The 13,985-nt window shown below is 59.4% G+C and carries 14 protein-coding genes; 3 read left to right on the top strand and 11 right to left on the bottom strand.

Annotation, left to right across the window (positions count from 1 at the left end; translation table 11 throughout):
- The 8 genes from VMN77_07600 to VMN77_07565 all read right to left on the bottom strand — a co-directional run.
- Positions 1 to 251 (bottom strand): F0F1 ATP synthase subunit alpha (locus VMN77_07600; GenBank protein HTN43646.1); only part of this gene is annotated, 251 nt, incomplete at its 3' end.
- On the bottom strand, positions 235 to 987 hold the full coding sequence (locus tag VMN77_07595; GenBank protein ID HTN43645.1) for a F0F1 ATP synthase subunit delta: 753 nt from the start codon (positions 985 to 987) through the stop codon (positions 235 to 237). The genes VMN77_07595 and VMN77_07600, both read right to left, overlap by 17 nt.
- 58 nt (positions 988 to 1,045) lie before the next feature.
- Positions 1,046 to 1,312: a F0F1 ATP synthase subunit C gene (locus tag VMN77_07590; protein HTN43644.1), complete on the bottom strand. Its 267-nt coding sequence runs from the start codon at positions 1,310 to 1,312 to the stop codon at positions 1,046 to 1,048.
- 9 nt (positions 1,313 to 1,321) lie between these two features.
- Positions 1,322 to 2,005 (bottom strand): F0F1 ATP synthase subunit A, encoded by a 684-nt coding sequence (locus VMN77_07585; GenBank protein HTN43643.1) that lies wholly within the window; start codon positions 2,003 to 2,005, stop codon positions 1,322 to 1,324.
- 3 nt (positions 2,006 to 2,008) lie between these two features.
- Positions 2,009 to 2,302 (bottom strand): AtpZ/AtpI family protein, encoded by a 294-nt coding sequence (locus VMN77_07580; protein ID HTN43642.1) that lies wholly within the window; start codon positions 2,300 to 2,302, stop codon positions 2,009 to 2,011.
- Positions 2,299 to 2,709, bottom strand: coding sequence for a F0F1 ATP synthase subunit epsilon (locus tag VMN77_07575; protein HTN43641.1), 411 nt, complete (start codon positions 2,707 to 2,709; stop codon positions 2,299 to 2,301). Before VMN77_07575 ends, VMN77_07580 begins: the two co-directional genes overlap by 4 nt.
- Positions 2,706 to 4,106 (bottom strand): F0F1 ATP synthase subunit beta, encoded by a 1,401-nt coding sequence (gene atpD, locus VMN77_07570; GenBank protein HTN43640.1) that lies wholly within the window; start codon positions 4,104 to 4,106, stop codon positions 2,706 to 2,708. The genes VMN77_07575 and atpD overlap by 4 nt, the downstream gene beginning before the upstream one ends.
- A gap of 288 nt (positions 4,107 to 4,394) precedes the next feature.
- Positions 4,395 to 5,294: a cation:proton antiporter gene (locus VMN77_07565; protein ID HTN43639.1), complete on the bottom strand. Its 900-nt coding sequence runs from the start codon at positions 5,292 to 5,294 to the stop codon at positions 4,395 to 4,397.
- Between the two features lie 234 nt (positions 5,295 to 5,528).
- Between VMN77_07565 and VMN77_07560 the strand changes: the two genes are divergently transcribed.
- From VMN77_07560 to VMN77_07550, 3 genes are read left to right on the top strand one after another with little or no spacing between them, the layout of a single operon-like run.
- A complete protein-coding gene (locus VMN77_07560; GenBank protein ID HTN43638.1) occupies positions 5,529 to 6,740 on the top strand; it encodes a glycosyl transferase in 1,212 nt (403 codons plus the stop codon).
- Positions 6,741 to 6,748: 8 nt separating this feature from the next.
- Positions 6,749 to 8,017, top strand: coding sequence for a glycosyl transferase family 2 (locus VMN77_07555; GenBank protein HTN43637.1), 1,269 nt, complete (start codon positions 6,749 to 6,751; stop codon positions 8,015 to 8,017).
- A complete protein-coding gene (locus tag VMN77_07550) occupies positions 8,014 to 8,718 on the top strand; it encodes a hypothetical protein (GenBank protein HTN43636.1) in 705 nt (234 codons plus the stop codon). The genes VMN77_07555 and VMN77_07550 overlap by 4 nt, the downstream gene beginning before the upstream one ends.
- 50 nt (positions 8,719 to 8,768) lie before the next feature.
- Here VMN77_07550 and glgX read toward each other — a convergent pair whose 3' ends face one another.
- The 3 genes from glgX to mpgP all read right to left on the bottom strand — a co-directional run bounded on the left by glgX (position 8,769) and on the right by mpgP (position 13,954).
- Entirely contained in the window at positions 8,769 to 10,892 is a 2,124-nt protein-coding gene (glgX, locus tag VMN77_07545; protein HTN43635.1) for a glycogen debranching protein GlgX, read from the bottom strand.
- A gap of 206 nt (positions 10,893 to 11,098) precedes the next feature.
- The gene (glgB, locus tag VMN77_07540; protein HTN43634.1) at positions 11,099 to 13,051 is read right to left on the bottom strand and encodes a 1,4-alpha-glucan branching protein GlgB; all 1,953 of its coding nucleotides are present in this window, start codon (positions 13,049 to 13,051) and stop codon (positions 11,099 to 11,101) included.
- Positions 13,052 to 13,117: 66 nt separating this feature from the next.
- Positions 13,118 to 13,954 carry a mannosyl-3-phosphoglycerate phosphatase gene (mpgP, locus tag VMN77_07535; GenBank protein HTN43633.1) on the bottom strand — a complete coding sequence of 279 codons (837 nt, stop codon included), beginning with the start codon at positions 13,952 to 13,954 and terminating at the stop codon, positions 13,118 to 13,120.
- Positions 13,955 to 13,985 lie beyond the last annotated feature (31 nt).

Raw genomic sequence — 13,985 nt, 5'->3', positions numbered from 1 at the left:
TCCGTTTGCTGCAAGAGAATAGCCCCCAGCGAGTCTTGGGCCAGATAGAAGACGAGGGCCCGGCTGCCGTCTTCCAGTTGAAGGATCTCATCCATCGCGGCCGTCGGCAGTCCTTTAATCCAGGCAATTCCGTCTCCGATCGATACAAGGCTCCCCTGCTCGGTGACGCGCAAGCCGAAGCGATATCGTTTTATCCAATTTGACCGTCGGGCGAGTGCGGAGCCGTTCCGTTCTTTATCCAATTGAGCCATCACCGGCCTCGGAGAAATCTTCCAGCTCGTCCTGCAGGTTGGCGCGCAGCACCCAGGGACCGATGCTGATACGAACCCCGGCGATCAAGTGGGCGTCTTGGATCAGCTCGCAGCGCACGGGCTGTCCGATCAGGTCCTCGATGACGCGTATCAGGGCGTCCCGCTGATCCGCGCGGACGGGAAATGCGCTGATCAGCTTCACACTTGAACCGGGGGCCTGATGGGCGGCGCGAATCGCTTGCTTCTTTTCATCTGGAAGACGCGGCAGGTCTTTCATCACCATATCAATTATTTTGGATTCCAGTTCGGGAGACGCAAAACGGGGCAACAACCCGGCCAAAAAGCGTCTACCCTGCGCCAAGGCCTCTCCTTCGACCCCGCGGCTGAGTTCGTCGATGCGCCGTTGCTCAAGAACCAGATTCTTCTCGCGCTCCTGTTCCAGCGCGATTTTCAACTCCGCCATTAAACGCGCGCGCTCATCCTTGATTTCATCCCGCAGTTGTGTCCGGGCTTTTTCCTTCTCGCGTTCCCAATCCTCCAGCCGACCTTCATATTGGTGTTTAAGAGCCTGAGCCTCGCTTTGTATCGTGTTGGCATCGGCCAGGGTCTTTTCGATCGCGGCCTTGCGTCGCACAATGGCCTCCAGGACCGGTTTGTATAGAAACCGCTTCAGGATCCAGAGGAGGACCAGAAAGTTGATGACCTCGAGAACGAATGTCGTCCAGCTGAATTCCACCCGTCATCCTTTTCCAGGAAATAATCCCCAAAAATATGTCGCCCGATCCGCCGTCGAGCTATTTCATCAGATATTCGAGCAGCGGGTTTCTGAACAGGATAATCAGCACGATCACCAGAACGTAAATGGCCAGCGATTCGATCATGGCGAGGCCGATGAACAAGGTCCGCGTGATCGATCGTTCCGCCTCGGGCTGCCGGGCCAGTGCGTCGAGCGCCTGCGTAATGGCACGGCCCATCGCAACCGCCGGAAACATGACGCCCAGTGCAATGGCCAGTGCGGAAACCACGGTCGAGAGCAAGGTAAACCAGGTCATATCGCTCATGTGATACTCCTATTCTCCCCTTCGCTTGAGTTGTTGATACTGGATCCCCCCCGCCACGTAGATCAGCGCCAGCATTCCAAAGATATAGGCCTGCACCAGGGCCTCGACGATATGGAGCAGCAAGAGAGGCACCGGCACCAGGAAACCCGCCACCAGCAAAACCAAGAGAGCCGCAAGTTGCAGGCTCATCATATTACCGAACAGCCGCACGGCCAGCGCGATGGTGCGCGAGATTTCGCTGAGCAGGTGGAACGGAAGCAGGATGGGGTTCGGGGTCAGATAATGGCGCAGGTAGTTTTTCAGTCCCTGGGTTCGGATACCGTACCAGTGTGCCGATAGGAATACCAGAACCGCCAGGGCCGCGGTCAGCGATAAATCGCCGGTCGGAGCCTGCAAGCCCGGGATCAACCCGACGAGATTGGCGGTGACAATGAAGATCCACAGGGTGCCGATGAAAGGAAGCACGGGCCGGGAATGATCGGGCAACACGGCGGAAACCGCGTCCTCGATCGCGCTTACGGCCCCTTCCACGACGGTCTGCCAGGGTCCGGGGTCAAGGCTCAAACGGCGTGTCGAAAACCATGAAACCAAGGACAACCCCAGAAGGATGCCCCACGTGGTCACGACTGTCTGGGTGATCACCAGCGGACCGAGGTGAAATACGGACGCGCCGAATATACCGGAGGTCGCCATTCTCTATTCCTTAATGAACCAATAGACGTTGATCGAGCCGATGAATATCCCTAGAACGATCAGGCTGACGGTCCAGCGTACGGAGTAACCCTCAGACCAGCCATCGAGCCAGCGGCCGAGATACGCGCCCGCGATCATCGGCAGGACCATCAGCAGGCCGAGGGTGCCCAAATAGACCGATTGCGCCAGCAGCGTGGGACGGTCCTTCTCGGCCCGTTTCATCCGTTCCGCGTCCCGTTCCATGCTTTTTTTGAGTTTATTCTGATTCGGCTTCTGTCTTGCGCCTGGACGGTTCATGGGGAACCTTCCTCGCCGCGTTCCATCCTCTGCAGACGCTTGAACATCTCGGCTTCGAGACGATGCAGGCTTTCCTTCATGCCGCGCAGCTTTTCCTCCTCCATCCCCAGTTGCTCCTCCAGGGCCGAACTGATGCGCTGGTAGTCGGTATCAATCAGGTAACGCCGCGTATTAATGGCGAGTCGATCATCTACAAAATAAAGCAAGGCGCCGGGCAGCGCCAAATAGTTCCAGACATTCTCGACGGTCCGATAACGGGCCAAACCGAATGCGAGCGAGGTGATCATCCGCGCGTGCCCGGCCAGAATTCCGAATTGGCCGGAGCGATCCTCTCCGACAAAGCTGGTCACCCCCTCGATCCGTTGAAACTGGGTGGCGCTCTGGAGATGGAGGATGAAGGGCCTCATCGTCGTTCGGTCTTCAGGGTCCCGCGCATGTAACAGCGATCTTCGGGCAACCCGTCGAAATCCCCCCGGAGAAAGGCTTCGCAGTCGTCCAGCGTGTCCCGAAGCGGGACGGAGACCCCTTTGATGCCGGTGTGCTCCGCCATTACGTGGAACGGCTGGGTGAGGTACCGCTGTAGTTTTCGGGCCCGTAACACGATACGTCGATCCTTTTCCGAGAGCTCTTCGAGGCCGAGCATGGCGATAATATTCTCAAGCTCGTGATAACGGGCCAGGTGCTCCCGGACCCCCTCCGCCACGGCGTAATGCCGATCGCCGAGAAAGTAGGCGCTCATCATCTTGCTGGCGGACTGCAGGGGATCGACCGCGGGATAAATCCCGTTGCCGGCCTGGGCCCGGGACAGGATCACCGTCGTCTCCAGATGGCCGAGAAGGGCGCTCACCGCCGGATCGGTCATATCGTCCGCCGGAACATAGATGGCCTGAACCGAGGTGATGTCGCCCCGGGTGGTGGAGATGATGCGGTCCTGCAACTCGGCCACCTCGGTCATCAGGGTCGGCTGATACCCGACGGTGGCCGGCATCCGCCCCAGCAAGCCCGAGATTTCGCTGCCGGCCTGCACAAACCGGAAGGCGTTATCCATGAGAAACAGGACTTCCTTGTGAAGGGTGTCGCGAAGGTACTCGGCATACGACAGCGCCGTCATGCCCACCCGAAAACGCACCCCGGGGGATTCGTCCATCTGACCCAAGACCATCAGGGTTTGGGGCATCACGCCGGCGTTTTGCATCTCCCGCCATAACTCGTGGCCTTCACGGATGCGCTCGCCGACCCCGGCGAAAACGGAGACTCCTTTGTGCAGATGGACGATGGCATGCATGAACTCCATAATGAGCACCGTCTTGCCGACCCCGGCCCCGCCGAAGAGCCCGGTCTTGCCGCCCTTGACAAACGGACAGAGCAAATCAATCACTTTGATGCCGGTTTCCAACACTCCGCTGACGCTCTTCGTTTCGTGGAGCGAGATCGGCTTTACAAGGATGTCGCGGAATTCCTTCGCGGTGATCGGCGGACCGCCGTCGATCGGCTCACCGAAGATGTTAAGCATCCGTCCGAGGCATTCCGGGGCCACGGGCACGCGCAGCGGCCCCCCCGTATCGAACACTGGAACGCCGCGCTGCAGTCCGGTGGTCCGATGCAGCGTGATGGCGCGCGCGTGCCGCTGGTCCAAATGAAGGTGAACCTCGAACATGTAGGCCTCATGATCGAGGGAGGCGACAAGGGCCCGATGGATCGGGGGCAAAACCTCGCAGGCGATATCCACCACGGGGCCGTGGACCTCGACAATCGTTCCGATCGCCTTTCGTTGAATTCCCCCGGTCGGGGCCGGTGTCGTCATCGGGTTTTTCTTCCTGCAGCTTCCGGTGGGCTCTCCCGTTGCCGGATTGCACCGGCTCCGGGGGGCCTAACCCGTCGTCGGGGCGGGCTCGTCCCGCCCCGGCTGTCCTCTCACGACCAATGCGGGGCGGACCGGAATGATTTTGGATGATACCCTGATCGACGGACGGAATCAAGAAGGGAGGCCGGCGGGGGGGAGGATCTGGACGGTACCCAGGCGGATGGGTTCCCCTCATCGCCCCGGGCGCATTGGGCGCGCTCTTCGCTCTTTAAAAATTATTTTGAAACCTCAGCCGTCGGCTCCGTCCGTAGCCCCGCCGGAGGTGTGTGTCGTCGGCTTCGACAGGCATAACAGAAGCGTTCGCGGGCTGAGATGGTCCATGGTGAAGATCAGGCCGATATAGACAAAGAAGAACGTCCGGATGAAAAAGGCCAGCTCGCCGTGAAACCCACGGATCGCGGTTTCGTTGGTGTTTACCGCCATGGCGGGTCCGAAGAGAGCGGGGAAGCGTTTGTAGTTCCCTAAAATCAAGCCGAAGACCAGGGCCGCCATCGCGCCGTTGCCGCGGATAAATTCGGCCAGGCTGAACAGGAGAAATAATACCGCGAGGGTCAGCATGTAGGCAAAGTGAGGCTTTTGAAGCCGTTCCAAAATCTTCGACCACCCGATCCCGCAGGCCGCGCCCAGGAGAATCCCAATGATGAATCGTCCCAGCAGATCCTGGAGGGGAGTGATCCATTCCGATTGGCCGGTCGGAATCAAGTGCACCAAGCTCGCGGCGATTACCACGCAGAGAATGTCGGTCAGTGACGATTCCAGGCTGAGGATCGTCTTGGCCTCCTCGCTCATCCGCATCTGGGTGACCAGAGGCATCACAATCGCCCCGCTAGTTCCGCCCACGATGGACCCAAGCAGCACGCCGAGGGGGAAAGGGTATCCGAAAAACCGTGAAATGAAGGCGGTGAGTGCCGCCGTGGCCAGGAAACCCAGCACGGCCAGAAGGACGGCGCCGGTAAATTGCCGCAGAATGCTCCGAAGGTCGAGCGTCATGCCCCCGTCGAAAAGAATCATGATCATCGCGAACGTCGCAAAGTAAGGGGTGAAGCCGGCGAGCTGGGTCGGATCCATCAGGCGAAAAACCGGGCCGAGGAGAATCCCGATGAGGATCAACACGGGCAGATCGGGGATTCGAGTCTTTTAAAAGACGACCGTGCCGAAAAAGCCGATGAAGATGATGATTCCGATTAAGGCGAATGCCAGGTTTACCGTCATATGATATATCCGAGGAACGCGGTGAGCGCGCCTCCGTTAAAAAAGTTGAAAGGTCCGCCTTGATGCGGTATACTTAGTAAACTGTTAAGCCCTCGAACCGTTTCCATTATACTGTAAAGTCCCCCTGGCTCCAACAAATAAGGAAGATTGATGGCCGATTTTTATCAGACCGGAGTCATATCGACTCTTCACCGCCTGGGCCGGGTGAATCTGGATTGGCTGGAGACGCAATTGGAGGCCTTCTCCCACCAGATGCCGATCGCGCTCGTGCTTCCGTGTCTTTACTCCGAGCTGGAGGGGCCGGCGCTCAAGGAAATCGTCAAACAGCTCCAATCCGTGAAATACCTCCGGGAAATTATCATCTCGCTGGGACGGGCCGACCGGAACGAGTTCGGCTATGCGCGGCAGTTTTTCAAGGACCTGTATTGCGAACACCGGATCGTCTGGGTCGACGGGGAGCGCGTGCAAAAGCTTTTGGCCCTCCTGACCCAGAGCGAGCTGGACATCGGAAGCGAGGGCAAGGGCCGCGCGGCCTGGCTGGCGTACGGGTACGTTTTGGCGCGGCGGCAAAGCAAGGTGATCGCGCTCCACGATTGCGACATTCTCACCTACAATCGAGAGTTCCTGGCGCGCCTCTGCTATCCCGTGGTCAATCCGAACATGGGCTATGAATTCTGCAAGGGCTACTACCCGCGCATCACCGACCAGTTGCACGGAAGGGTCACCCGGCTTTTCGTCACCCCGTTGATAAGGACCCTGGTGAATATGATCGGCCACCATCCCTTTCTGGTTTATCTGGACAGCTTCCGCTACCCGCTGGCGGGCGAGTTCTCGATGCTGGCCGATCTGGCCCGGGTGAACCGGATTCCGGGCGACTGGGGCCTGGAGGTCGGGGTCCTGGCCGAGATCTACCGGAACGTTTCCGTGAAGCGGGTGTGCCAGGTGGACCTGTCCGATAACTACGAGCACAAGCATCAGGCCCTCTCCTCGGAGGATCCGCAGACCGGTCTGATGAAGATGGCGATCGACATCGCCAAATCGCTCCTTCGAAATCTGGCGACGGAAGGTCTGGTTTTTGACGCGGCGTTCTTCAACACGCTCCGCACGGCCTACCAGCGGGCCGCACAGGATACGATCAAGAAATACGAAGACGACGCCATCATCAACGGGCTGGTCTTCGACCGGCACGCCGAGCGGCTGGCGGTCGAGGCCTTCACCCGGGCGATCCGGATCGCGGCCGAGGAATTTGTCCAGGATCCGCTGGGCATTCCCTTGATCACGAACTGGAACCGGGTTGTCTCGGCCGTTCCGAAGTTTTTCGAGATGCTGGAGAACGCCGTCGACGTGGACAACGCGGAATGACGGTTTCGATGGTGCGAGAAGACCTGAAGACGCGCCTTGCGGCGGTCGGACCGGCCGATATCCTGGTCGGGATCCCCAGCTACAACAACGCGAGGACCATCGGCCGCGTCGTGCAAGCCGTCGGGGCCGGTCTGGCGAAGTATTTTCCCGAGGCCAAGGCGGTCCTCGTGAATTCCGACGGCGGATCGAGCGACGGAACCCCGGAGACGGTCGACCGATCGACGGTGGATCTGCAGAGCATTCTCGTGGCCCACCGCGTCAACGCGCTTCACAAGATCGTAACGCCCTACCACGGCATCCCCGGAAAGGGGAGCGCCTTCAGGCTGATATTCGAAATTGCGGAGGCCCTGAAGGTCAAGGCTTGCGCGGTGGTGGACGCCGACCTGCGCAGTATTAATCCGGACTGGATGGAGCTGCTCCTGCGGCCGGTTTTTAGAGAAGGCTTCGATTACGTCGCGCCGTATTACCAGCGGCACAAGTACGACGGCACAATCACCAACAGCATCGTCTATCCGCTGACCCGCGCGCTCTACGGCCCGCGGATCCGCCAGCCGATCGGCGGGGAGTTCGGGTTTTCGGGGGACCTGGCCGGCTATTTTCTGACCCAGGACGTCTGGGATACAGACGTCGCGCGGTACGGCATCGATATCTGGATGACGACCACGGCGATTGCGCGTGGCTGCAAAATTTGCCAGGCCTATTTGGGCGCGAAGATCCATGATCCAAAGGACCCGGCCGCCGACCTCTCGGCCATGCTGACCCAGGTGGTGGGTTCGACCTTTGCCCTGATGGAGAAATACGCGGAGCAGTGGAAAACGGTCGGGCGTTCGGAGTCCGTGCCGATCTTCGGATTTGAGTACGAGGTGGGACTGGAACCGGTTCCGGTCAATGTCGACCGGTTGATCAAGGCCTTCGAACTGGGCCGGACGGAATTGACGGCCGTCTGGACCGAAATTCTGGCCCCGGAAACGCTCGCCGGGCTGGTGGCCGTAAGGCTGGACGGATCGGAGCCCGGATTCTCGGACGCGCTTTGGACCCGGATCGTCTACGAGTTCGCCCTGGCCTTTCATCGCCGTGTCATGGCCCATGAGCACCTATTGAAATCCTTTACGCCCCTTTATCTGGGCAGGGTCGCCTCGTTTATTCTGGATACCCAATCGATGAGCCCCCCGGAGGCGGAGAGCCGGATCGAGCGATTGTGTCAAAGTTTTGAACGGGAAAAATCTTATGTGATGGATCAGTGGGACAAACCCCCGATCCAGGGAGGTGGGTCATGAAAGAGGTCTGGCAAACCGGTTTTATCGAGCCCATGAAGGCGTTTATCAATCAGACGGGGGCCTTTCTGCCCCATCTGGTCGCGATGATCGTGGTTCTGGCCCTGGGCGTCCTGATCGCGTGGGTCGTGAAGAATGCGGTGTTTCGCGTTCTGGTCACCGCCAAGTTCGATCAGTACTCCGGCCGGATCGGCCTGTCGCTGGCTTTGTCAAAAGGCGGGATCCGAGAGTCGCCGGCGCACTGGGTCGGCCGGATTGCGTACTGGGTGATCGTCCTGATCTTCCTCATGCTGGGATTGGAGGTTCTGGATTTGAAGCCGGTGGATCAGTTTGTCTCGGAGGTCTTTTCCTATCTGCCCCATATGCTGATCGCCGTCGTGATCCTGGTCGTGGGGTTTCTGCTGGCCAACTTCTTCGCACGGGCCACATTGATCGCGGCGGTAAACGCCCAGATCGTCGAGGCGCGGTTTCTGGCCCGGGCCGTCCGGATCGCGATCCTTCTTCTGGCGCTGGCGATGGCCTTCGACCAGCTTGGGATCGCGAAGAACGTCATCGTCGCCGCCTTCTCGATCACGCTGGGGGGCGTCGTGCTGGCCTTCGCGATCGCCTTCGGCCTGGGGGCTCGGGACGCGGCCAAGCAGTTCATCGAGCGGCGCTTGAAAAGAGAACAGGAGCAGAAGGAAGAAGATTTCTCCCACCTTTGAGCGAATGAGAGGGGCTCGCGTGGCTCGCCGGGCGCCGGCCTCGCGCGTTGTTATTGCGGGACCAGGCGGAAAACCGCCAGGGAATGTTCCTGCAGACGATACGTCCGTCCACCCTTGGCCAGCCGTTTGGATCGCGATGCCGCCCCGTCGCTGGTGTCCAGGATGCGTTCCCAACGTGTTCCTTTCTTGTGCGCCGGGAGGACGAAAGGGACGGCCTCGTGGTGAGCGTTCAGGAGGATGAGGAGCGTATCGCCGGTAATCCGCTGTCCCAGTTCATCCACGTCGTCGATGGCATCTCCGGCCAGGCGGACGCCCAGGTAACGCACGGATTCCGCGTTCCATTCCTCGTCCGTCATCTCGTGACCGTCGGGTGAGAACCAGGCGATGTCCTTGATCTCGGATCCCCGGATATACCTCCCTTGAAAAAACTTATGCCTCCGCAGCACCGGGTGGGTTTTCCGGAGGAGGATGACGTTTCGGACGAACTGCAGGAACTCCCGCTGTTCCTTGTTCAGTTCCCAATCGTACCACGTGTGTTCGTTGTCCTGGCAATACGCATTGTTGTTTCCGTGCTGGGTCCGCCCGGTTTCGTCCCCGCCGCAGATCATCGGGACACCCTGGCTGAAAATCAAGGTGGCCATGAAGTTTCGTTTTTGCTTCTCCCGCAGGGCCCTGATTTCGGGATCCTCGGTCGGTCCCTCCGCGCCGCAGTTCCAGCTGATGTTGTCGTCGGTCCCGTCGCGGTTGTCTTCCCCGTTGGCCTCGTTGTGCTTTCGGTTGTAGCTGACGAGGTCGTGCAGGGTGAAACCGTCGTGCGACGTGATGAAATCGACGCTGGCGTGCGGGAGGCGGCCGCCCTGGGCGTACAGATCGCTGCTGCCGGCCAGTCGGGTGGCCAGCTCGGCCACCTGGCGCCCTTCCCCCTTCCAGAAACGGCGGATCGCATCGCGGTATTTCCCGTTCCATTCCGCCCACAACACCGGGAAGTTCCCGACCTGGTATCCCCCCTCGCCCAGGTCCCACGGCTCGGCGATGAGCTTCACCTGCGAGATGATCGGGTCCTGCTGGATGATGTCGAAGAAGGCCCCCAGCCGGTCCACCTCGTGGAGTTCCCGGGCCAGGGCGCTGGCCAGGTCGAAGCGAAAACCGTCCACGTGCATTTCGGTGACCCAGTAACGCAGGCTGTCCATGATCAGTTGAAGGACCTGAGGATGGAGCATGTTCAGTGTGTTCCCGCACCCGGTATAATCCACATAATATCTGGGGGTGTCCTTGACCAGCCGGTAATAGGCCGCGTTATCGATGCCCCGGAGGGACAGGGTGGGGCCGAGATGATTGCCCTCGGCCGTGTGGTTGTAGACGACGTCCAGGATGACCTCGATGCCCCAATCGTGCAGGGAGCGGACCATCATTTTAAATTCGTCGGCCAGGTTCATGGTTCCGGAGGCGTACCGGTGGTCCGGGGCGAAGAACGAGAGGGTATTGTATCCCCAGTAATTGGTCAGTCCGCGTTTGGCCAGGTCGTAGTCATCGACGTGATGATGAACCGGCAGGAGTTCGATGGCCGTCACCCCGAGCCCGAGCAGGTGCTGGATGACCGGTTCGCAGGCCAGGCCGGCGTAGGTGCCGCGCAGCGGCTTGGGAACCCCCGGGTGCCGGACCGTGAAACCCTTCACGTGGGTTTCGTAAATTACGGTCTGATGCCAGGGGATCTTGGGAGGACGATCGTTCCCCCAAGTGAAGGCCGGGTCGATGACCGCGCACAGCGAGGCAAAGGCCCCGTTGTCGCGCTCGTCCATCGCCAGATCCTCCGCCGGATGACCGATCCGGTAGGCGAACATGGCGGCATCCCAATAGGTCCGCCTTGCGATCGCCTTGGCATAGGGGTCCACCAGGAGTTTGGACGGATTGAACCGCTGCCCCGAATTCGGGTCGTAAGGACCGTGGACCCGGTATGCATAGAGCCATCCGGGCCGCGCGTCGGGCAGATAGATATGCCAGATCCGGTTCGTCTGCTCCGTCAGCGGAATTCGGTGGCTTTCCTTCGGGGCCTCCACCGAGTCAAAAATGCAAAGCTCGACCCGGGTCGCGTGCTCCGAGAAAATGGAAAAATTGACGCCTTTCCCGTCCCAGTTGGCCCCCAGCGGATAGGGATGGCCCGGCATGGTTCTCATGATTCGTTCCTCAAGTTGATAGGGGCTCGCGTCGCCCCCTCTCATTAGGATTTTGGGGGCACGGGATTTCCTATTTACGGTTTACCATTTTCAATTCACTAAAATTTCCCGCCAAGGATGGAACCTGTAAATGGAAAATAGAGGAAAATCACCCCTGGCGGGGAATTTTCAGCCTCCCCCTCTCGCTCGCCTTGCTCGCTGAGTATCTATCCTTTAAAAAACAGGGCGCCCAGAGGCGGCAGGGTCAGCGTGAGCGAATGGGAACGTTGATGCGCGGGGACGGGTACGGCCTCGACCCCTCCGGAATTCCCAAGTCCGTTCCCTCCGTAATAGGCGGAGTCGCTGTTGAGAAGCTCGCGCCAGTAGCCTCCTCTCGGTACGCCGACCCGATAATGATATTTTGGAACCGGCGTGAAATTGCAGACCACCAGGAGGACCTCGTCGGTATATTTGGCCTTCCGCAAAAAACTGACGACGCTCTGCTCCCAGTCGTTGGAGTCGATCCATTCGAAGCCATCGGCTTCAAAGTCCCTTTCATGCAACGCCGGTTCGGACCGGTACAGCCGGTTGAGATCCTTCATCCATTGCTGGATCCCGCGGTGGTTCGGAAATTGAAGCACATGCCATTCCAGACTCTCCTCATGTTTCCATTCGCGAACCTGGCCGAATTCCCCGCCCATGAAAAGCAGTTTTTTCCCGGGATGGCCGTACAGGTAACCGTACAACAGCCGAAGATTGGCGAACCGTTGCCATTCATCCCCCGGCATCTTACCGATCAGCGAGCCCTTGCCGTGCACCACCTCGTCGTGGGAGAGGGGCAGTACGAAGTTTTCCATGAAGGCATACCAAAGGCTGAAAGTGAGTTGGTTGTGATGGTATTTGCGGTACAGGGGGTCTTCCGAAAAATAGGCCAGCGTGTCGTGCATCCAGCCCATGTTCCATTTCATCCCGAAGCCCAGCCCTCCGACGAATGTCGGTCGCGAGACCATCGGCCAGGCGGTCGACTCTTCGGCGATGATCTGGGTGTCCGGGAATTTCCCGTAGGCCGTTTCGTTCAAACGTTTGAGGAAATGAATCGCTTCAAGATTCTCCCGCCCGCCGTGTTCATTGGGGATCCATTCGCCTTCTTTTCGGGCGTAGTCCAGGTACAGCATCGAGGCCACGGCATCCACGCGAAGGCCGTCGATGTGGTATTTGTCCAGCCAGAACAGCGCGCTGCTGATGAGAAAGGCCCGGACCTCGTTGCGGCCGTAATTGAAAATGTAACTGTTCCATTCCGGATGAAATCCCTTCCGCGGATCGGCATGCTCGTAGAGGTGGGTTCCGTCGAAATAGGCCAGGCCGTGCTCGTCCGAGGGAAAGTGGGAGGGGACCCAGTCCAGGATCACGCCGATTCCCTGTTGATGGAGGTGGTCGACCAGGTACATGAAATCCTGCGGCGTTCCGTACCGTCGGGTCGGGGCAAAATATCCCGTCGTCTGATATCCCCAAGAGCCGTAGAATGGATGCTCCGTAACGGGCAGCAACTCGACATGGGTGAAGCCCATTTCTTTGGCGTAGGCCGCAAGGACCGGGGCGATCTCGCGGTAAGTGAGCGAACGGTTTCCTTCTTCGGGGACCCGCCTCCATGAACCGAGATGGACTTCGTAAATCGTGAGGGGAGCAGACAGCGCGTTATGCCGGTGCCGGTTCGTCATCCAGTCCCGATCCCCCCAGTCATACTTCAGATCGCATACCACCGAGGACGTTTTAGGCGGTTCTTCCCAGCAGAACGCGAACGGGTCGCCTTTGTTCACGTTGAACGATCTGTTTCTGGAGACGACGTGATATTTATAAAGGTCCCCCGGGCCGATTCCGGGAAAATAACCTTCCCAGATTCCGGATTCATCCTTTCGGACTTCCATCGGGTGGGCGGACGGATTCCATTGATTAAAATCTCCCACAACCGAGACCCGTTCGGCATTCGGCGCCCATACCGAAAATAGTGTTCCGCTGTTCCCTTGCATCGTCATCGGATGCGCGCCCAGTTTGTCATACAATAATGTATGATTCCCCTGTTTGAAGAGAAAGACGTCGTAGTCGGTCAAGGGGCTGGCCGGACCGAAACCGTGCGCGCGGGGCGTTCGACCCGGGTTTTCTTCTGTCGGCTTATTTTCCATGAACCTTCCTATTCAAATAATGAAACCATATATCCCGCGCCTTGTCAAACAGTCCCGCGAGTGAAGTCAGGGCGATATCGGGAACTCTTTTAGGAGTCCGAGAACGGCTCGATTCCAGCCGACCGGGCCGATGCCATCCGCCCGTTCAAGCCCGGGAAGCGCGATCGCGTCTTCGTACCCGCCGTCCGGCTTCTGAACGAGAATCGGCCGATCGACCGCAGCCAACATCGGAAGATCGTTTTGACTGTCACCGAGCCCGACCGTGACGATCCGACCGCACTGTCTCCGGTAGATTTCGGAAAGGAGGGTGACCGCCCGGCCCTTGTCGTTGTTCCCCGTTAGATGGTAAAACCGTCCGCCCAGGGTCCACTGGAGACCCCCGGACGCGATCCGGTCCAGCACGGCCTGCTGTTGCCGTGGATTCCCTTGCAAGAGAAAGGGCTCGTCGTATTCCCGGGTTTTGGCCAAACCGGCCTCCGCGGGCGTCAGTCCGGTCCGTCGTGCGATCTCGTTTGCATCCATGTCTCCGAAGCCAGGCAGTGCGATTCCGGTTTCCTCCGCAATCTGTTTGAGGGCAGCTCGAAGGAGCGGATAGGGGACCCCGATCCGGATCCTCCGAAATCCCTCGGCAGGCGGATCGGCCGAATACGGGACGCGGAAATAATCCTCCGGTATCAGGATCGCGCCCCCGTTTTCCACGATGAACGGATGACGGTGGCCCAAATCGCGCCGGAGGGGCAAAAGCTCGGCCCGCGTCTTGCTGGTGCAGAGAATCCACGGGATGGCCCGTTCCTCCAGCCGTTTCATCGCGGGCGTTGCCGCTTCCCAGGAGTAGGTGGCGGAATCCAGAAGCGTCCCGTCCAGATCGGTGAAGAGGACCGGTTGCGGGTGGGGGGACGGCATGGGGCCTTCCTACATCAATCGGGCATTGATC

The sequence above is a fragment of the Nitrospiria bacterium genome, assembly GCA_035498035.1.
Taxonomy (GTDB): Bacteria; Nitrospirota; Nitrospiria; order JACQBZ01; family JACQBZ01; genus JACQBZ01.
This window is presented reverse-complemented; position numbering and strand designations above follow the sequence as displayed.